The organism is Pseudomonas sp. NFACC41-3, assembly GCF_900109505.1.
In the GTDB taxonomy this organism is placed as follows: domain Bacteria; phylum Pseudomonadota; class Gammaproteobacteria; order Pseudomonadales; family Pseudomonadaceae; genus Aquipseudomonas; species Aquipseudomonas chlororaphis.
Window position 1 is genome coordinate 81567 of record NZ_FOAE01000007.1, and the last position, 19651, is coordinate 101217.

At 62.1% G+C, this 19651-nt stretch carries 20 protein-coding genes; 4 read left to right on the forward strand and 16 right to left on the reverse strand.

Annotated elements, in window-relative coordinates:
- Window positions 1-11: 11 nt before the first annotated feature.
- From BMY68_RS28135 to BMY68_RS28155, 5 genes are read right to left on the reverse strand one after another with little or no spacing between them, the layout of a single operon-like run.
- Window positions 12-3083, reverse strand: coding sequence for a pilus assembly protein (locus BMY68_RS28135; protein WP_085534628.1), 3072 nt, complete (start codon window positions 3081-3083; stop codon window positions 12-14).
- Window positions 3070-3546 carry a pilus assembly PilX family protein gene (locus BMY68_RS28140; RefSeq protein WP_239694141.1) on the reverse strand — a complete coding sequence of 159 codons (477 nt, stop codon included), beginning with the start codon at window positions 3544-3546 and terminating at the stop codon, window positions 3070-3072. The genes BMY68_RS28135 and BMY68_RS28140 overlap by 14 nt, the downstream gene beginning before the upstream one ends.
- Before the next feature lie 11 nt (window positions 3547-3557).
- Window positions 3558-4268 (reverse strand): PilW family protein, encoded by a 711-nt coding sequence (locus BMY68_RS28145; RefSeq protein WP_085534624.1) that lies wholly within the window; start codon window positions 4266-4268, stop codon window positions 3558-3560.
- Window positions 4265-4720 carry a type IV pilus modification protein PilV gene (gene pilV / locus BMY68_RS28150; RefSeq protein WP_085534622.1) on the reverse strand — a complete coding sequence of 152 codons (456 nt, stop codon included), beginning with the start codon at window positions 4718-4720 and terminating at the stop codon, window positions 4265-4267. Before pilV ends, BMY68_RS28145 begins: the two co-directional genes overlap by 4 nt.
- Entirely contained in the window at window positions 4717-5187 is a 471-nt protein-coding gene (locus BMY68_RS28155) for a GspH/FimT family pseudopilin (protein WP_062824548.1), read from the reverse strand. Before BMY68_RS28155 ends, pilV begins: the two co-directional genes overlap by 4 nt.
- A gap of 133 nt (window positions 5188-5320) precedes the next feature.
- On the opposite strand from BMY68_RS28155, the gene BMY68_RS28160 reads away from it, so the two are divergent.
- Entirely contained in the window at window positions 5321-5845 is a 525-nt protein-coding gene (locus BMY68_RS28160; protein WP_085534620.1) for a GspH/FimT family pseudopilin, read from the forward strand.
- On the opposite strand, the gene ispH is transcribed toward BMY68_RS28160, so the two are convergent.
- The 6 genes from ispH to murJ form a co-directional block, all read right to left on the reverse strand.
- Window positions 5846-6793 carry a 4-hydroxy-3-methylbut-2-enyl diphosphate reductase gene (ispH, locus tag BMY68_RS28165; RefSeq protein ID WP_085534619.1) on the reverse strand — a complete coding sequence of 316 codons (948 nt, stop codon included), beginning with the start codon at window positions 6791-6793 and terminating at the stop codon, window positions 5846-5848.
- Between the two features lie 139 nt (window positions 6794-6932).
- Window positions 6933-7370, reverse strand: a complete 438-nt coding sequence (gene fkpB, locus BMY68_RS28170) for an FKBP-type peptidyl-prolyl cis-trans isomerase (RefSeq protein WP_172833189.1) — start codon at window positions 7368-7370, stop codon at window positions 6933-6935.
- Window positions 7371-7377: 7 nt separating this feature from the next.
- Window positions 7378-7890, reverse strand: a complete 513-nt coding sequence (gene lspA, locus BMY68_RS28175) for a signal peptidase II (protein WP_009045705.1) — start codon at window positions 7888-7890, stop codon at window positions 7378-7380.
- Entirely contained in the window at window positions 7883-10714 is a 2832-nt protein-coding gene (gene ileS, locus BMY68_RS28180) for an isoleucine--tRNA ligase (RefSeq protein ID WP_085534617.1), read from the reverse strand. The genes lspA and ileS overlap by 8 nt, the downstream gene beginning before the upstream one ends.
- Window positions 10715-10727: 13 nt before the next feature.
- Window positions 10728-11672 carry a bifunctional riboflavin kinase/FAD synthetase gene (ribF, locus tag BMY68_RS28185; protein WP_007924736.1) on the reverse strand — a complete coding sequence of 315 codons (945 nt, stop codon included), beginning with the start codon at window positions 11670-11672 and terminating at the stop codon, window positions 10728-10730.
- 129 nt (window positions 11673-11801) lie between these two features.
- Complete coding sequence (murJ, locus tag BMY68_RS28190; protein WP_062824545.1) at window positions 11802-13340, reverse strand: murein biosynthesis integral membrane protein MurJ; 1539 nt, start codon at window positions 13338-13340, stop codon at window positions 11802-11804.
- Window positions 13341-13593: 253 nt separating this feature from the next.
- Between murJ and rpsT the strand changes: the two genes are divergently transcribed.
- Entirely contained in the window at window positions 13594-13872 is a 279-nt protein-coding gene (gene rpsT, locus BMY68_RS28200) for a 30S ribosomal protein S20 (RefSeq protein WP_007924739.1), read from the forward strand.
- A 152-nt stretch (window positions 13873-14024) separates the two neighbouring features.
- Here the strand turns inward: rpsT and BMY68_RS28205 are convergent, their stop codons facing one another.
- The 5 genes from BMY68_RS28205 to rplU all read right to left on the reverse strand — a co-directional run bounded on the left by BMY68_RS28205 (window position 14025) and on the right by rplU (window position 17763).
- The gene (locus tag BMY68_RS28205; RefSeq protein ID WP_062824544.1) at window positions 14025-14489 is read right to left on the reverse strand and encodes a CreA family protein; all 465 of its coding nucleotides are present in this window, start codon (window positions 14487-14489) and stop codon (window positions 14025-14027) included.
- Window positions 14490-14499: 10 nt separating this feature from the next.
- The gene (gene proB / locus BMY68_RS28210) at window positions 14500-15618 is read right to left on the reverse strand and encodes a glutamate 5-kinase (protein WP_085534615.1); all 1119 of its coding nucleotides are present in this window, start codon (window positions 15616-15618) and stop codon (window positions 14500-14502) included.
- Window positions 15619-15739: 121 nt separating this feature from the next.
- Window positions 15740-16963, reverse strand: a complete 1224-nt coding sequence (cgtA, locus tag BMY68_RS28215; protein ID WP_007924745.1) for an Obg family GTPase CgtA — start codon at window positions 16961-16963, stop codon at window positions 15740-15742.
- A 195-nt stretch (window positions 16964-17158) separates the two neighbouring features.
- Entirely contained in the window at window positions 17159-17416 is a 258-nt protein-coding gene (rpmA, locus tag BMY68_RS28220) for a 50S ribosomal protein L27 (protein WP_003228360.1), read from the reverse strand.
- A gap of 35 nt (window positions 17417-17451) precedes the next feature.
- Window positions 17452-17763 carry a 50S ribosomal protein L21 gene (gene rplU / locus BMY68_RS28225; protein WP_007924746.1) on the reverse strand — a complete coding sequence of 104 codons (312 nt, stop codon included), beginning with the start codon at window positions 17761-17763 and terminating at the stop codon, window positions 17452-17454.
- Between the two features lie 241 nt (window positions 17764-18004).
- On the opposite strand from rplU, the gene BMY68_RS28230 reads away from it, so the two are divergent.
- Both BMY68_RS28230 and BMY68_RS28235 read left to right on the forward strand, forming a co-directional pair.
- Window positions 18005-18973, forward strand: a complete 969-nt coding sequence (locus tag BMY68_RS28230; RefSeq protein WP_009045711.1) for a polyprenyl synthetase family protein — start codon at window positions 18005-18007, stop codon at window positions 18971-18973.
- 149 nt (window positions 18974-19122) lie between these two features.
- Complete coding sequence (locus BMY68_RS28235) at window positions 19123-19464, forward strand: zinc ribbon domain-containing protein YjdM (RefSeq protein ID WP_007924748.1); 342 nt, start codon at window positions 19123-19125, stop codon at window positions 19462-19464.
- Window positions 19465-19651 lie beyond the last annotated feature (187 nt).

Genomic DNA, 19651 nt, shown 5'->3' on the forward strand with positions numbered 1-19651 from the left:
CTCACTCTCACTTACTGTATTTGTCGCCACATGATGCGACGGCTGCCACCGCCCGGTCTCTCGACCAGGGAGGCAATACCGCCGCCGGAATCGCTGACGATTTTGCGGGTAGCGCGGTTAAGCACAGCGCTCAACGCAGGAATGCCGCCGGTAAAGATGACACCGCTGGAAGGCGTGTCCAGACCATCGACCACTTCATCGCCATTGGTGTCGAGCACCGCGTCGTCCTGCATCTTACCGCTGAATGCGTCCAGCTCGACCAATTTGCCGTTGCCCGCGCTGGAACAAGGGTCGCCCGCCTCGACAGCGGCGGTGCTGAAGACAATGCGACCCGCCACCAGCGTGGCCTGATTGATGACCCGCTCGCCGCTGGACGCCTCCCCCAGCGGCAGGTACCAGCCCTGCTCGGCCGGATAACTGACATCCGCCTGGGTGCTGGTGATATAGGAGCCCGCGCTACCGGCAAACAGCCCGGTGATCGCTTGCGCCTGCAGGTCAGCCACGGTGATCCGCCCCGCCCCGTCCGGGGCATCCCAGACCGCGTAGAAACCCTGGGCATCCTTGCTGCGTTTGTCGGCCAGCTCGCTGAGCTTGCCGGTGCCGAACAGCACCAGCTTGCCGCCCTCGGGATGATCCACCAGCAACGGCTGCGCGGTGATCGGCTGGCTCGCGCCACCCGGAGCGCTGAACAACGGAGCACCGCCAAAGGCCGGGCCCCAGCTATCCGGCGCCGAACCGCTCAAATCGAACTTCCACAGATGGCCCTGGAGGTCGCCGCCATAGGCCGCCTGGACCACATTCTGGCTGTCCACCCGCACCTTCACCGAGGACAAGCCGTTCTCCTGCCCATTGCCATCGACCAGAATTTTCCTGATCAGCGAGCCATCGCGAATATCCACCACATACAAGGCGGCGACCCCGGAATGGCTGCCATAGCCATTGCCGATAAAGGCCGCCCAGCGCCCGTCGGCCAAGCGTGCCACTTCCGGACGGGCGTAGGCATAACCCAGGTCATTGAACGGGTGGCTGTTATCGGCAACCTCAGGCGCGGCGATTTCCCACAGCGCCTGCGGCGTATTGCCGGCCTGGCCATACAGCTGCACCGCATAAAACACCTTGCCGCCGGCCCCGGTGCCCGCCAGCGCCAGGGTTGCCCAGGCTGTGCCGAGTTGGGCATCGAAGACCGCCACCGGGCCATCGGCCAAAAACCGGTGACGTTCCCCGTTGACGTAGCCGGGGTCGGCGATGTGATGCAGCAGCGGCAAGGCACTGGAGGGCATATAGGCGTAGCGGCGCCGGCCATTCTCAGGGTCGATCAGCGAAAGCAGGCCGTCATTGGCATTGACCAGCAGGCTCGGGGTCATGCCTTGGGCCTTGCTCGCCAGGTAGGCGCTGTAGTCGCTGTCGCCCTGCAGGTCGGCGGCGTCCTGCGCGGTCGGCGTCGCCATGACCAGCGGCGAGTTGACGATGTCCCCCAGCAGGCGGGTACGCACCTTGAGCCCGGCCCGGTTACTCCCCTGGCTCCAGGCCAGTAGATCGGCCGCGGTGGTGCCGGGCAGCAGGTTCTGGGCGAGCGCGGCCTGCTGCGCGCCGGACAGTTGGTCATGGCGCAAGGCAACGGCGGTCCGGGTGGCGCTGTTCCAGCTCTGGAAGATCCCCGGCGATGCATCGGCAACCAGGGTCGAGTCCGTGCTCCACAGCGGCGTACGGGTGTCGATCGCACCAGCAGGGCTGATGCCATACGCCCTGATGGTGCCGTGCCAATCGACGGAGTCATAAGACGCCTGGAAATAACTCGAACCGCTGGCCAGCCCGGCGGCCCCCGCCGTGGCACTCCCCGCCTGGGCGGCGGAAGCCGAAACCTCGCCCAGGGCCGAGGCCAGTGCGGCGTCGAGCCCCGCCTTGTCGGTCACCGGGTAGAACTTGCCCCGGCCATAGTTCGCCGCATCCGCCAGCATGGGGTACTGCGCGTTGAGACCGATGGTGTAAGTGTTCATGTGCTGCTGCGCGAAGCCCGCCGAATCCCAGCTTTTCCCCGCGATATCCAGGCCTGCCGCGCGCATGTCGATATCCACCGCCAGCTTGGCGATGTCATCCAGATACAGGCTGCTGCCCTCCTCGTTGCCGCCAGGATTAATACCGTCATTGGGCACCCCATCCCAATCTGGCAGGCTGCTCGCCCCCTGGGGTTCACGGGAGGGAAAACTGTGGTCGTAACTGGGCAGGCCATCGGTCACCACCAGGCCGTAATTGCGCTGACAGCGATACTGGATCGGGCTGCCATAGGTAGAGGGCGTGCTGTTGTAGTAAGGCGTCAGCCCCCGAAAATAACGGCTGATCTCGTAATAGGTTTCCGCCAGCGGCGCCTCGGCCGAGGCCCTGAGCCCGCCGATGGCGGACAGCAATGCCTGGTAGTTAGCGTCGGCCTGAGCCTGGCTGACCTGGTCGCTGAGCGGAGCCAGATCGCTGATGGTGCGCACGATACGCCCACCCGGCGCCAGATCGCCGCCCGCTGGCGGGTTGAAGCTCGCCAGGCCAATGCGCAGCGCGCGGTTGTCAGCCACCAGCTTGCTGGCGGCCTCACGCACCAGGGTCATCCGGTCCTGAGCGGGAATCGAGCCATCGGTGAAATCCCGGTCGCGACCGTCGGCCAGGGCCAGCAGGTAAGCCAAATAGGCAGCCGAATAGCGGGTGCGGCCGTTCCCCGCTGGATCAGGCAGCTTGAGGCACTGTGGCCGGGCACTGTCGCGGTAGAAACCGACATAACCGCTGGCGCAGCCCGCCTGGCTCAGCGTTGAAAGAGCAAGCGAATCCGCGCTCGGACTGGCTCCGGCCAGGCATTCGCCCGCCTGCATCCGGCACGGCCTGACCGGCGCCCGCGCCAGCCCGGGATCGAAACCCGGGGCATAGACAATGCTGTTCATGCTCTGCGAGTCGTCGAGCAGCAGCATCACATTCGGTGCCACCGCCGCCGAATTCGCCAAAGGTGCCTGCGCCGGGCTGAAGCCATAGGCCGGAGCACTCAGATAGAGGCCCAGCAAAGCGCCAGCCAGCAATCCCCCAGGCCTTTCAATACTTGGCATAAATGCTCTCCAGCACGCTGCGCGAGTGGCCGGCCAGCCCGACAGCGGTCACCCGGTACAGGGTCGCGGAAGTGTTACTCGGCACATGGACTGCCCCCAGCGTCGTACCGAGGTTCTGCACAGCGTAAAAACCGTTATCGGTGGCGATCCAGGTCACGCCCGAATGGCTGTTGTGGCCCGCGGCGCTGACAGCCGCGGACTCGCCGGGCGGCGCGCACTGGCCGCCGCTACAGGCCGCCAATACATAACTATCCTGCTGCACCGCGCTCTCACCGATACGCAGGGCCATCTCCGCCGCCTGGAACGACTGATTGCGCAGCCACAGGCCGCCAGCCATCTTTTCCTGCAAGGTCGCGTTCTGCATCGACGAAATGCCGATCAAGGTCAGCAGTAACAGGAACACCAGGCTCATCAGCAGCGCCATGCCGCGCTGCGCCCCGGGAGCCGTTCGATACGAAGTCATCGGCAACTCCCTCACAACAGGCGATTGCGCAAGGCGGCCACCACATTGAACGTCTGCGGCCGCACTCGCGCCTGGGGATCGCTCAGGGTCAGGCTCAAGCGCACGCTGCGAATCCGTGCCGGGTCTGCGGGATCACGGCTATAGCTGGAGGCCGCGACATCCGTGGCGGTGCTGGCGATGCCGAACGACACGTCGAACGCGCTGACATTGTTCACCAGCACCGCCTGGCCGGAGCCAGTGCCGGTGCCCATCAGCAGTTGATCGTCCTTCAAGCTGTACACCAGGCGCCGCACCGCAAACGCCTGCTGCCCCGAGGGGGCCTTGCGGGCGCCGGTATAGGCGGTGGCGCTATTGCGGCAATCGCTCAGCACGGTCCAGGTCGGGGCGCCACCGCTGTCGCCGATATCGGCCGTGACCAGCGTCAGCCGGTGGTTGGCGTTGTCCCAGCGGATAGGCGTTTGCGCATGGCCGGCGAAGTCCGCGGCAATGCTGGAATCGGCAATGTTCTGCAGGCAACCGAACATGCCGACCATGCGTATTTCCTGGATCATCTTGCTCAGTACGAAGCGCGCATCCTCTTGCAGGCTGGCCGAGGCGTTCTGGCTGACATAGGTGTTTTTGGCCGAGATGAAAATCTGCGTCACGCCCAAGGCCACGATCAGGCTCAACGCCAGCGCCACCAGCATTTCGATCAGGCCGAAGCCGCTGTTCCCGCGTCTCATGGCTTGCTCCCCGGATCCACTGCCACCCGGCTGCTCAGGACAAAACTGCGGGAGCCTTCAGCAGGCTCGCCAGAAGAATGGGCGGCACGGGCGTCGTCCCAGGTGATGCTGATGGTGAACACGCCCTGCTTGAGGCTGATATGGCCCTCGGCGGTCGGCCCGCCAAAACTCTCGACATTGCGCTTGAAGTCATAGAGGTCCTGGTCCCGAACCACGCCGAAATTGCCGGCCTCGGGAGCTGCCACGGTGTAGTCCGCGGCGCTGTTGGCGCGGATGCGATCGAGCATGTCATAGGCGATGAAGCTGGCCTGGCTGGTCATCAATGCACTGTCGGTGTAGCGCAGGGCATTGAGCTGGACCGCCGCCGCACCGAGCAGGCCGACGCCGAGAATCAGCACCGCCACCAGCACCTCGATCAGCGTCATTCCGGCCTGCACGCTCCTGCCCGTCATTTGCACTCCCCGTTTACCGCTATCCGTCCGTTCAGGCACAGCGTGATCGTCCTGTGTTGCTCGCCCAGCACATAAGTCATGACCGGCGGGACCGCTGCCGATACACCGCCCAACGCGTTGAAGCCAATGCTGTCGAATTCAGAGGTTAGCGTCAGCCGGGCGCCGCGACTGACCGCGGGAACAACCCGCAATACATTCGTCGCCGGTCCGTCGCCTTGATAAATCGACAGCCCCCGGCTCCAGTCCGAATCGACCGCGGCCGGGCGCAGGTGAACCGGCAAGCCGCTGTCGATCGCCTCCAGGCGCGCGTAATTCAAGCTGCGCAGCAGTTCGCTGATGTCGCTGTCGGCCTTGGAGCGCTGCGCCATCTGACTGAACGCGGGAACCACCAGGGTCAACAAAACCGCCAAAACTGCCAGGGCCACCAGCAATTCGATCAGCGTGAAGCCTTCTGTACGGTGACGCATGCCATCCCCTTGAGCGGCCAGCGGCTATAACTGGCTCTGGCACTTCGAACCTTCATAGACCGAGGGTTTGAGGTTTTGCTCAATGGCCGGGCAAGGATTGTCCGGGCCTGGCGCACTCCATGGAGGGAGAACCATGTCGCAAAAGGGTTTCGGCCTGATCGAAATAATCGTGGGCTTGGCGCTTGCCAGCCTGCTGATGCTGTTCGCCACCACCTCATTCGGGGAGTTGTTCCAGTCGACACGCCGGCTGGATGCCGCACAGATGCTTGCCAGCGGCATTCGCAATGCGCGCACCGAAGCCATCCTGCGTCAGCAGCGGACCGTGATTCACGGGTTGAACGATGACTGGAGCCAAGGCTGGCGGATCATTCTGGATATCAGCGGCGAGGGCTCGCAGGACAGCGGTAACCCGGTACTGCTTGAACGCCGGGGGGACGCCCGGGTGGCGATTGTCGGCAATCGTCCGGTGGAGCATTTCGTGCGCTTCAGTGGCCTGGGCGATCCGCAGCTGCCCAGCGGCGCCTTTCAGGCCGGGACGCTGCACATCTGCGCGGCCGATCCGGGAACGAGCCAGCACCAGGTGGTGCTTTCCCGCAGTGGGCGGGTCAGCCTGCGCAGCGACAAGGCCGCGCAGGCGTTATGCGACAGGCAGGGCTGATCAGAGCAGGGAGCGAACGCGCAGCTCTTTGGGCATGGAAAAGGTGATGTTTTCTTCGCGGCCGGCCAGTTCGTCGGCGCCGGTAGCGCCCCAGGCGTGCAACTGCTCGATCACGCCCCGTACCAGCACCTCGGGAGCCGAAGCCCCGGCGGTGATGCCGATGCGCTCGACGCCGTCGAACCAGCTGCGTTGCATGTCCTCGGCACCGTCGATCAGGTACGCCGGCGTGGCCATGCGCTCGGCCAGTTCACGCAGGCGGTTGGAATTGGAGCTGTTCGGGCTGCCCACCACCAGTACCACATCGCACTCGTCGGCCAGTTGCTTGACCGCATCCTGACGGTTCTGCGTGGCGTAGCAGATGTCGTCCTTGCGCGGCCCGCCAATCGCCGGGAAACGCTGGCGCAAGGCATCGATGACCCGGCTGGTGTCGTCCATCGACAAGGTGGTCTGGGTAACGAACGCCAGCTTTTCAGGATTGCGCACCTGCAGCTCGGCGACGTCTTGCTCGTCTTCCACCAGGTAGATCGAGCCGCCATTGCTGGCGTCGTACTGGCCCATGGTGCCTTCGACTTCCGGGTGGCCGGCATGGCCGATCAGGATGCATTCGCGACCGTCGCGGCTGTAGCGCGCCACTTCGATATGCACCTTGGTCACCAGCGGGCAGGTCGCATCGAAGACTTTCAGGCCACGGCCCGCCGCTTCGCTGCGCACGGCCTGGGAAACGCCGTGGGCGCTGAAGATCACGATGACGTCATCCGGCACCTGGTCCAGCTCCTCGACAAAGATCGCGCCGCGAGCGCGCAGGTCTTCGACGACAAATTTGTTGTGCACCACTTCATGACGCACGTAGATCGGCGGCCCGAAGACCTCCAGGGCGCGATTGACGATTTCGATCGCGCGGTCCACGCCAGCGCAGAAGCCACGGGGGTTGGCGAGTTTGATTTGCATGCTGTGCCTCGTGTCTTGCCCTGTAGGAGCGAGCTTGCTCGCGAAGAACTCAAAGACGCCGCGGTCATCCTGAATGCCAGCGTTATCGTTGAAGAACTTCGCGAGCAAGCTCGCTCCTACAGCAGGCTGGTTTCGTTAGTTACAGCGCTTTAACGTCGATGATCTCGACATCAAAGGTCAAGGTTTTACCGGCCAACGGATGGTTGAAGTCAACCGTCACCTGGGCGTCATCAAAGGCTTTGACCACGCCTGGCAGCTCGGTATTCGCCGCATCGTTGAAGATCACCAGCAGGCCTTCGGACAGTTCCATATCCTGGAACTGCGAACGCGGGATGATCTGCACGTTTTGCGGGTTCGGCTGGCCAAAGGCGTTTTCCGGCTCGATAGTCAGGTTACGCTTGTCACCCGCCTTGAAGCCGAACAGGGCCGCTTCAAAACCTGGCAACAGGTTGCCGTCACCGACCTTGAAGGTCGCCGGGGCCTTGTCGAAGGTGCTGTCCACCGTGTCGCCGTTCTCCAGGCGCAATGCGAAATGCAAAGTGACTTCCGTGTTCTGGCCGATGCGTTGTTCAGCCAATACCTGTTCAGTCATGAACGGCTTCTCCGGTTTTCTTGCTTTTGAACATATCCAGCGCAAGCATCACCGCACCTACGCTGATGGCGCTGTCGGCAAAGTTGAACGCCGGGAAATACCAGCGGTTCTGCCAATGCACCAGGATGAAATCGATCACATGGCCCAGGGCGATGCGGTCATACAGGTTGCCCAGCGCGCCGCCCAGCACCAGTGCCAGGGCGACCGCCAGCCAGGTTTCGTTGCGCCCCAGGCGCTTGAGCCAGACCACCAGTACCGCGCTGACCACCACCGCGATCAGGGCGAACAACCAGCGCTGCCAGCCCGAGCTGTCCGCCAGGAAGCTGAATGCCGCGCCGGTGTTGTAGGCCAGGGTCCAGCTGAAGTAATCCGGAATCACCACGATCTGCTGGTACATCGACAGCGAGCTTTCGAAGTGCAGCTTGCTGGCCTGGTCGATGACCAGGACCAGCACGCTCAACCACAGCCAGCCCAGACGGCCGAAACGGCCCGTGGCATTAGGCATAGTGACGAACCTCGCCTGCGCCGCTGATGTTGTCGACGCAGCGACCGCAGATTTCCGGGTGCTCGGGGTGCACACCGACATCTTCACGGCAGTGCCAGCAACGGGCGCACTTGGCGAAGCTCGACTTGACCACTTTCAGCTTGAGGCCGGCGACTTCGGTTTCCACCGCATCCGCCGGTGCCTGCGCGAAAGGCGCGACGCTGGCGGTGGAGGTGATCAGCACGAAGCGCAGTTCGTTGCTCAGCTTGGCCAGGTCGGCGCTCAGCGCTTCCTCGGCGTACAGGGTCACTTCGGCTTGCAGGTTGCCACCGACGGCCTTGGCCGCGCGCTGGATTTCCATTTCCTTGTTGACCGCGACCTTGACCGCCATGATCCGCTCCCAGTAGGCACGGTCCAGCTCGAAGCCTTCCGGCAGCTCGCTGAGGCCCTGGTACCAGGTGTTGAGCATCACGGACTCGTTGCGCTCGCCCGGCAGGTACTCCCACAGCTCGTCGGCGGTGAAGGCGAGGATCGGCGCGATCCAGCGCACCAGCGCTTCGGAGATGTGGAACAGCGCAGTCTGGCACGAACGACGGGCCTTGCTGTCGGCGCCAGTGGTGTACTGGCGGTCCTTGATGATGTCCAGGTAGAAACCGCCCAGCTCCTGCACACAGAAGTTGTGCACCTTGGAGTAGACGTTCCAGAAGCGGTATTCGCCGTAGTGCAGTTCCAGCTCGCGCTGCAGCAGCAGGGTGCGGTCCACGGCCCAACGGTCCAGGGCGAGCATTTCTTCGGCCGGCAGGATATCGGTGGCAGGGTTGAAGCCGCTCAGGTTGGAAAGCAGGAAGCGCGCGGTGTTGCGGATACGCCGGTAGGCGTCGGCGCTGCGCTGCAGGATCTGGTCGGAAACCGCCATTTCACCGGAGTAGTCGGTGGCCGAGACCCACAGGCGCATGATGTCGGCGCCCAGGGTGTCGTTGACCTTCTGCGGCGCGATCACGTTGCCCAGGGACTTGGACATCTTGCGACCGTTCTCGTCGACGGTGAAACCGTGGGTCAGCAGTTCGCGATACGGCGCATTGCCATCGATCGCGCAGCCGGTCAGCAGGGACGAGTGGAACCAGCCGCGGTGCTGGTCGGAACCTTCCAGGTACAGGTCGGCACGCGGGCCGCTGGCGTGGCCCATAGGGTGCGAGCCGCGCAGTACGTGCCAGTGAGTGGTACCGGAGTCGAACCAGACGTCCAGGGTGTCGCTGATCTTGTCGTATTGCGGGGCTTCGTCACCCAGCAACTCGGCCGCGTCCATCTTGAACCAGGCCTCGATGCCTTCGTGCTCGACGCGCTTGGCGACTTCTTCCATCAACTCGACGGTGCGTGGGTGCAGCTCGCCGCTTTCCTTGTGCAGGAAGAATGGGATCGGCACGCCCCAGTTACGCTGACGGGAGATGCACCAGTCCGGACGGTTGGCGATCATCGAATGCAGGCGCGCCTGGCCCCAGGCCGGCACGAACTGAGTCTCTTCGATGGCCTGCAACGCACGCTGGCGCAGGGTGTTGCCGCTGGTTGGCTGCTTGTCCATGCCGACGAACCACTGCGCGGTGGCGCGGTAGATCAGCGGGGTCTTGTGGCGCCAGCAATGCATGTAGCTGTGGCTGATGGTTTCGGTGTGCAGCAGCGCACCGACTTCAGTCAGCTTGTCGACGATGGCCGGGTTGGCCTTCCAGATGAACTGGCCGCCGAAGAACTCCAGCGAGGTGGCGTACACGCCATTGCTCTGCACTGGGTTGAGGATGTCGTCGTTGACCATGCCGTAACGCTTGCAGGTCACGAAGTCGTCTTCGCCGTAGGCTGGCGAGGAGTGAACCACGCCGGTACCCGCGCCCAGCTCGACGTAGTCAGCCAGGTACACCGGCGACAGACGATCGTAGAACGGGTGACGGAAGTTGATCAGCTCCAGCGCCGAACCCGGGGCGGTGGCGATGACCGAGCCTTCCAGGTTGTAGCGGGCCAGGCAGGACTCCACCAGCTCCTCGGCCAGCACCAGCAGCTTGTCGCCAGCGTCGACCAGGGCGTAGTTGAACTCAGGGTGAACGTTCAACGCCTGGTTGGCCGGGATGGTCCACGGAGTGGTGGTCCAGATCACGATCGAAGCCGGCTTGCTCAGCTTGGCCAGGCCAAAGGCAGCAGCCAGCTTGTCTGCGTCGGCGATCGGGAAGGCCACGTCGATGGTCGAGGACTTCTTGTCCTGGTACTCGACTTCCGCTTCAGCCAGGGCCGAGCCGCAGTCGAAGCACCAGTTCACCGGCTTGAGGCCCTTGAACACGAAACCGCCCTTGACCATTTCCGCCAGGGCACGGATTTCCCCGGCCTCGTTGGCGAAGTCCATGGTCTTGTACGGGTTGGCCCAGTCGCCCAGCACGCCGAGGCGGATGAACTCGGCTTTCTGGCCTTCGATCTGCTCGGTGGCGTAGGCACGGCACAGCTCACGGGTCTTGTCCGAGGACAGGTTCTTGCCGTGGGTGACCTCGACCTTGTGCTCGATCGGCAGACCGTGGCAGTCCCAACCCGGAACATAAGGCGCGTCGAAGCCCGCCAGGGTCTTCGAGCGGATGATCATGTCCTTGAGAATCTTGTTGACCGCATGACCGATGTGAATCGAGCCGTTGGCGTAGGGCGGACCGTCGTGAAGTACGAACTTCGGACGATTCTTGCCAATTTCGCGCAACTTACCGTACAGGCCAATGCTGTCCCAGCGCTGCAGAATCTGCGGTTCGCGCTGAGGCAGGCCGGCCTTCATTGGGAAGGCGGTGTCCGGAAGGTTTAGCGTGGCTTTATAGTCGGTCATTTAAGGCTCTTCATTAGCGATTGGCGCTATGGATACGTGCAACTTCGGCACGGGCGGCGGCGACATCCGCGTTGATCGCCGTCTTCAGCGCCTCCAGAGAGGCGAAACGCTGCTCTTCACGCAGCTTGTGGTGGAAAACCACCGTCAAACGCCGGTCATACAGATCGCCGGCAAAATCTAAAAGATGGACTTCCAGGTGGGCCTTGCCATCACCTGCTACCGTCGGCCGCACACCGATATTGGCGACGCCCGGCCAGGTCTTGCCGTCGATGTCGACATCGACCAGGTACACCCCGGACAACGGTACGCGACGGCGCTTGAGCTGCACATTGATAGTTGGCGTACCCAACTGGCGCGCCAGCTTCTGCCCGTGCAGGACCCGCCCGGCGATGCGGAACGGGCGACCGAGCAGACGCTCGGCCAATACGAAGTCGGCAGCCGCCAGTGCATTGCGGACCTGGGTGCTGCTGACACGCAGGCCATCCAGTTCGACGGTCTGCGCGGCCTCGACGGTAAACCCGTGGGTGATACCGGCCTTTTGCAGGAAATCGAAGTCACCGACCCGGTCGCAGCCAAAACGAAAGTCATCGCCGACTTCCAGGTGCTGTACACCCAGGCCGTCGACCAGGATGGTCTCGACGAACTCACTGGCGCTGAGCTTGCTCAAGCGCTGGTTGAACGCCAGGCACAGGACCCGGTCGACGCCCTCTTCGGCCAGCAGCTGCAGCTTGTCGCGCAAGCGTGCCAGGCGGGCCGGGGCGGTATCCGGAGCGAAGAACTCGCGCGGCTGCGGCTCGAATATCACCACGCAGCTGGGCACGCCCAACTCAAGCGCACGCTCACGCAACCGGCCCAGGATAGCCTGGTGGCCACGGTGAACACCGTCGAAGTTGCCAATAGTGGCGACACAGCCCCGATGCTGGGGGCGCAGGTTGTGGAGGCCTCGGACCAGCTGCATAACGCGCTTCTTGCTCATAAAGTGGTCGATTATAACCACACCCGACGGCCGGTGACAGGCAACAGCACGCGCCAAAGTGATCGAACCGACAAAACCACTGCCTCGCCGGCGTCCAAGTGCCTCAGGACCTCAGTGCAACGCCTTGCGATTGAAGTCGCGCAGACGGAAGCCGAACAACGCCAGCATGCCGAAATAGGCCACCACGCCCGCCACCACCAGCACACCCAGACGCAGGAAGCGTGCAAGCATATTCCCCTGATCCCAGGCCGGCATGAACTGCATCAGCCCCAACAACACCGCCGACATCACGCTCACCGCAACGACCAGCTTGATCGCAAACTTGCCCCAGCCAGGCTGCGGCAAGAACATCTGCTGCTTGCGCAGCTGATAGAACAGCAAACCCGCGTTGATACAGGCCCCGGCGCTGATCGCCAGCGCCAGGCCCGCATGTTTCAACGGGCCGATGAACGCCAGGTTCAGCAGCTGCGTGACGATCAGCGTGAAAATCGCGATTTTCACCGGGGTACGGATGTTTTGCTGGGCATAGAAACCCGGCGCCAGCACCTTGATCACAATGATCGCGAGCAAACCGACCGAATACGCGACCAGCGCACGCTGGGTCATCGAGGCATCGAAAGCGCTGAACTGGCCGTACTGGAACAGTGACACCGTCAATGGCTCCGCCAGAATCCCCAGGGCCAGCGCGCAAGGCAGCACCAGCATGAAGCACAGGCGCAGGCCCCAATCGAGAATCCGCGAATATTCATGCCGATCCTTGTTGGCGTAAGTCTTGGCCAGCGTCGGCAGCAGGATCGTGCCCAGCGCCACCCCCAGAACCCCTGAAGGCAGCTCCATCAGGCGATCGGCGTAATACATCCAGGACACCGAGCCGGCCACCAGGAACGAGGCGAAGATGGTGTTGATGATCAGCGAGATCTGGCTCACCGAAACCCCGAGAATGGCCGGCAGCATCTGCTTCAGCACCCGCCAGACCCCGGTGTCGCGCAGATTCAGGCGCGGTAGCACGAGCATGCCGATCTTTTTCAGGTGCGGCAGCTGATACAGCAACTGCGCCAGGCCACCCGCCAGAACCGCCCAGCCCAGGGCCATGACCGGCGGATCGAAATAAGGCGTCAGGAATACCGAGAACACGATCATGGCGACGTTCAGCAACGTCGGCACGAACGCCGGGACCGAAAAGCGGTTCCAGGTATTGAGGATCGCCCCCGCCAGGGAGGACAACGAGATCAGCAATATATAAGGAAAGGTCACGCGCAACAGATCGGTGGTCAGCGTGAATTTTTCCGGGGTGTCGACAAAACCTGGCGCCGTCGCCCAGATCACCCAGGGCGCGGCGATGATCCCCAGCGCCGTCACCAGCGCCAGTACCAGGGTCAGCAGGCCGGACACATAGGCAATAAAGGTACGGGTCGCCTCCTCACCCTGCTGGCTTTTGTATTCCGCCAGGATCGGCACAAAGGCCTGGGAAAAGGCGCCCTCGGCGAAGATGCGGCGCAGCAGGTTGGGCAGCTTGAAGGCGATGAAAAAGGCGTCCGTCGCCATTCCGGCGCCGAATGTGCGCGCAATGATGGTATCGCGCACGAACCCCAGAACCCGGGAAAGCATGGTGATAGAGCTGACAGCGGCCAACGACTTGAGCAGGTTCATGGAAAGGTTTTTTGCCTGTAGATAAACAGCAGGCGAACAATGCGCCCACTTGTGCGATACTCCGCGCCGCAACAGCACAGAGCCAAAGCTCGCGAGTTTACAGGTCAAGCGCCGGAAATAAATATCCCGCCTCTTCAGATCCAACCACTCAGCGGAACGCATCACCTGCCCTTGACAAGACTTCAACTCATCGGCATGATTCGCGGCCTATTTTGTTTGCTATTTCCCAAAAAGTCTTTCGAGGAGCTCGACGGTGGCCAACTCACCTTCCGCCAAAAAACGTGCAAAACAGGCTGAGAAGCGTCGCAGCCACAACGCCAGCCTGCGTTCCATGGTTCGTACCTACATCAAGAATGTAGTTAAAGCCATCGACGCAAAAGACGCTGAAAAAGCGCAAGCTGCTTATGTTCTGGCCGTGCCAGTTATCGACCGCATGGCCGATAAAGGCATCATCCACAAGAACAAAGCTGCTCGCCATAAAGGTCGTCTGAATGGCCACATCAAGGCTCTGAACCTTGCTGCTGCAGCCTAAGCGACACGCTTGTTAAAAAACCGACCTCAGGGTCGGTTTTTTATTGCCTGCGATTTGCTGCCTTGACCACCAAACCGCCATCGCCAGCAACCGAACATCGACCGCCAGCCCCTACAGGCAATAACCACTGCAGGAGCCAGCCCCGAAGGCCGTTACGGGGTTTGCGCCCAAGGCAGGATCGGGATCGCCGTCACCGCATTCTGCGGGCTGCCCTCGATCAACCGATCGCTATAGACCAGGTACACCAGGGTATTGCGCTTCTTGTCGAGGAAACGCACCACCTGCATGGTCTTGAACACCAGCGAAGTGCGCTCCTTGAACACCTCGTCGCCATCCTTGAGTTCGCCCTTGAAGCTGATCGGGCCGACCTGACGACAGGCAATGGAGGCTTCGGCGCGATCCTCCGCCAGACCCAACCCACCCTTCACACCACCGGTCTTGGCGCGCGACAGGTAGCAGGTCACGCCCTCCACCTTCGGATCGTCGAAGGCCTCGACCACAATGCGGTCATTAGGCCCGACAAACTTGAACACCGTCGACACCTGGCCGATTTCTTCAGCGCAGGCCAGCAGCGGCATCGCCAACAGCAATCCCAACAACCCTTTTGCTACACGCATTGGTTTTTCCTTAGACCAGAATCAGGTTGTCACGGTGAACCAGCTCGGGCTCAGCCATGTACCCCAACAAACCGACAATCGCATCAGAGGACTGACCGATGATTTTTTGCGCCTCCAGAGCGCTGTAGTTGGCCAGGCCGCGGGCGATTTCACGCCCGTCCGGCGCCACGCATACCACCATCTCGCCACGACGGAAGCTGCCCTGAACCAGCTTGACCCCCACCGGCAGCAAGCTTTTGTTGCCCTGGGACAAGGCCGACACCGCACCATCATCCAACACCAGGGTGCCTCGGGTTTGCAGGTGCCCAGCCAGCCATTGCTTGCGCGCCGCCAGCATGCCGCGCTCAGGCGACAGCAAGGTACCCAGGCGCTCACCCGCCTTGAGGCGATCCAGCACACGCTCCAGACGCCCACCGACAATGATGGTGTGCGCCCCGGAACGGGCCGCCAGACGCGCCGCGCGCAGCTTGGTCTGCATACCGCCACGCCCCAGCGCGCCACCCGTGCCGCCCGCCACTGCGTCCAGCGCCGGATCGTCGGCACGCGCCTCATAAATCAGCTGGGCATTAGGATTATTACGGGGGTCCGCATCGAACATGCCGTCGCGATCCGTAAGAATCACCAGCAGATCAGCCTCAACCAGATTGGCCACCAGGGCCGCCAGGGTGTCGTTGTCGCCGAAGCGGATCTCATCGGTAACCACGGTGTCGTTTTCATTGATGACCGGAATCACCTTCAGCTCGACCAGCGCACGCAAGGTGCTGCGGGCATTGAGGTAACGCTTGCGGTCGGACAGGTCGTCATGGGTCAGCAGAATCTGCGCAGTGTGCAGGCCGTGCTCGGCAAAGCTCGACTCCCAGGCCTGCACCAGGCCCATCTGGCCAATGGCCGCGGCCGCCTGCAGCTCATGCATCGCACTCGGTCGTGCGGTCCAGCCCAGGCGGCTCATGCCGGCCGCGACCGCGCCGGAGGAAACCAATACCAGCTCGACGCCAGCCTCATGCAAGGCCACCATCTGCTCGACCCAGACACCCATTGCCGCGCGATCCAGCCCTTTGCCGTCCGCCGTCAGCAGCGCACTGCCGATCTTCACGACCCAGCGCTGCGCACCTGTCACCTTACTCCGCATCTTCTTCAACCTTAGCTTGAGAGCCACGCGACCGAGCGCGCCCATAAAGTTATTCGTGGCTACGTTTCCCGGATACTAAAACGCCGCTCAGTGAGCGGCGCTTGTAGTTTACTGCAACGAATCAGTCGCGGACGTAAATGATTTCCGGACCATCTTCGTCATCCACATCCTCCTCATCCCAATCATCGTCGCCGATGTCGTGCACGCTCTTCACGCCGCTGCGGCGCAGGGCACGCTGGTCGTCCAGAGCCTGCAGCTGGGCACGCGCCTCGTCCTCGATACGCTGATCGAGCTCGGCCAATTCGTCGGCATAAGCCGGGTCAGCCGCCAGACGATCGGCACGATCCTCCAGATACCGCATGATGTCGCGACTCAGGCGCTCGGTACCGTCTTTGGAAATAGCCGAGATCACGTACACCGGACCGGTCCACTCCAGGCGATCGACGATCTCCTTGACCCGCGCTTCATGCTCCTCCTCGAGGATCTGGTCGCATTTGTTCAGCACCAGCCAGCGATCACGCTCAGCCAGGGACGGGCTGAACTTGGTCAGCTCGTTGACGATCACTTCCGCCGCATCGGCCGGACTGCTTTCATCCAGTGGCGCCATGTCCACGAGGTGCAACAGCAGACGAGTACGCGCCAGGTGCTTGAGGAAACGGATACCCAGGCCCGCACCATCCGAAGCGCCTTCGATCAGACCCGGAATGTCGGCGATCACGAAGCTCTTCCAGCGGTCGACACTGACCACGCCCAGGTTCGGCACCAGGGTCGTGAACGGATAGTCGGCCACTTTCGGCTTGGCCGCGGACACCGAACGAATGAAGGTGCTCTTACCGGCGTTCGGCAAGCCCAGCAGACCAACGTCCGCCAGCACTTTCAACTCCAGCTTGAGGTCACGCTGCTCACCCGGCTTGCCCGGCGTGGTCTGGCGTGGCGCACGGTTGGTACTGGATTTGAAACGGGTGTTACCCAGACCGTGCCAACCGCCCTGCACCACCAGCAAACGCTGGCCGGCCTTGGTCAGGTCACCGATCACTTCCTGGGTCCCGGCGTCGATCACCGTGGTGCCGACCGGTACGCGCAGCTCGAGATCCTCACCCTTCTTGCCAGTGCAATCGGTACTGCCGCCATTGGAGCCGCGCTCGGCATCGAAATGACGGGTGTAGCGGTAGTCCACCAGGGTATTGAGGTTTTCGTCGGCGATCATGTAGATCGAGCCGCCATCACCACCATCACCACCGTTCGGACCACCGTTTTCGATGAACTTTTCCCGACGGAAACTCATGCAGCCATTGCCGCCGTCGCCAGCTTTTACTCGGATCGAAACTTCATCAACGAACTTCATAACAAAACGCCTCTCGCCGCACGGGCGAGCCGAAAAACACTAAGACATAAGACTCTTGCAAAAATGAGCGCAGCGACCCCGATCAACGGCCGTAACATCCAGCGCTGGCAGCCCATACAAACAGTTTTGCAAGAGACTCACCCCACAAACGAAAAAGCCCCGTCGCGAGACAGGGCTTTTCCAGCGATCGCGCAATTAAGCTGCGACGACGCTCACGTAACGACGACCGAAGGCGCCTTTTACTTCAAACTTGATCACGCCTTCGATTTTCGCGAAGAGGGTGTGATCCTTACCCATGCCAACGCCGTAGCCAGCGTGGAATTGGGTGCCGCGCTGACGCACGATGATGTTGCCGGCCTTGATGACCTGGCCGCCATACATCTTCACGCCAAGGCGTTTGGCTTCTGAGTCGCGACCGTTACGGGTACTACCACCAGCTTTTTTGTGTGCCATGAGTTCAATTCTCCTAGTGAGGAATTAGGCTGAAATTAAGCCTGAATACCGGTGATTTTGATCTCGGTGAACCACTGGCGGTGGCCCATACGCTTCATGTGGTGCTTACGGCGACGGAACTTGATGATGCGGACTTTATCGTGACGACCTTGGGAGATCACTTCAGCCTTGACGGTTGCGCCAGCAACAACAGGTGCGCCGATGTTCACGTCGTCGCCATTGGCAACCAACAGAACGCGGTCAAAAGTCACGGATTCGCCAGTGGCGATTTCCAGTTTTTCGATCTTCAGGTATTCACCTTCAGCGACCTTGTATTGCTTACCGCCGGTAACGATTACTGCGTACATGGTATTTCTCCGATAATCCTGCTCACCCAGCTCTTTATAAGAAGAGGTATTGGCTGGCATGGCTGCATGGGGCTGGAACGGCCCAAGTGCAATTGCGTAAGGCAGGTGCTGCCCAGGAAGTTCAGGGTGCGCGATTGTACGCAAGCTGTCTTGGCGATGCAAGGGGCCGTCCATCGCGCCTTGACAGCCCCGGACGTGGGTCCTAGCATGCCGCGCAACCCTTCTGGAGCACCTGTCGCTGATGCAACCCCAAGCTTTCTACCGCGCGGTGGCGGACGATTTTAGCGCCGTCGACGGCATCATCAAGAAGCAGCTGACCTCCCGAGTGCCGCTGGTATCGAAAATCGGCGACTACATTACCTCGGCCGGGGGTAAACGCCTGCGTCCTTTATTGGTGCTGCTGTGTGGCAAGGCCCTGGGTCGCGAAGGCGACGACCTGCGCCTGCTGGCCGCCACCATCGAATTCCTGCACACCGCCACCCTGCTGCATGACGACGTGGTCGACATGTCCGGCATGCGCCGCGGCCGCTCGACCGCCAACGCCATGTGGGGCAACGCCCCGAGTGTGCTGGTGGGCGACTTCCTGTACTCGCGCTCCTTCGAGATGATGGTCGAGCTGGGCTCGATGCCGGTGATGAAGATCCTTTCGCAGGCCACCCGCATCATCGCCGAAGGTGAAGTGCTGCAGCTGTCGAAAGTCCGTGATGCCAGCACCACCGAAGAAACCTACATGGAAGTCATCCGCGGCAAGACCGCGATGCTCTTCGAGGCCTCGACCCACAGCGCCGCCGCCCTGGCCGGCGCCACCGAAGAGCAGAGCGAAGCCCTGCGCACCTTCGGCGATCACCTGGGCGTGGCCTTCCAACTGGTGGACGACCTGCTCGACTACCGTGGTGACGCGGAAACCCTGGGCAAGAACGTCGGCGACGACCTGGCCGAAGGCAAGCCGACCCTGCCGCTGATCTACACCATGCGCGAAGGCACGCCGGAACAGGCTGCCCTGGTGCGCCAGGCGATCCAGAAAGGCGGTATCGAAGACCTGGAAAGCATCCGTGCAGCCGTGGAAGCCTCCGGCTCCCTGGACTACACCGCGCAACTGGCCCGCGACTATGTCGCTCGCGCCATTGCCTGCCTGGAAGCCCTGCCGCCGAGCGAATACCGCGACGCGCTGGTGGAACTGAGCGAATTCGCCGTAGCCCGCACCCACTAAGATCCGATTGCACACAAGCCCGCTCCTGCCCTGCGCAGGAGCGGGCTTGCTCATGATGCTTTCCCCTCGATCCCCCGCGATCCCCCTTCCCCGGGCAAAACCCTATATAATGTGCGCTTTTTTAGCCTTCCTGAATCCGAGGAGTCTTAGTGAGCACGTTGCCACCCTGCCCGAAATGCAATTCCGAATACACCTATGAAGACGGCGCCCAACTGGTCTGCCCGGAATGCGCCCACGAATGGTCCGCCAATGGCGAAGCCGAGGCCGCATCCGATGAAACCGTGAAAAAGGACTCGGTCGGTAACGTCCTGCAAGACGGCGACACCATCACCGTGATCAAGGACCTCAAGGTCAAGGGCACCTCGCTGGTGGTCAAGGTCGGCACCAAGGTCAAGAACATCCGCCTGTGCGATGGCGACCACGATATCGACTGCAAGATCGACGGTATCGGCCCGATGAAGCTCAAGTCCGAGTTCGTCCGCAAGGTCTGATATTCCGGCTATCGCCCCGTGCCAGGCACGGGGTGAAGCCCTTCCCACTCCCGCCAGACTCCCCCTCATTTCCCGCTATATATCAAAAGGCCAGCCCTTTTGACCCACAACAATTTCCACACAGAAAAAAGCAGAAACCGCCAATAGGTACTTGCTATTCATTGAATAAGAATTATTCTCATTGAAA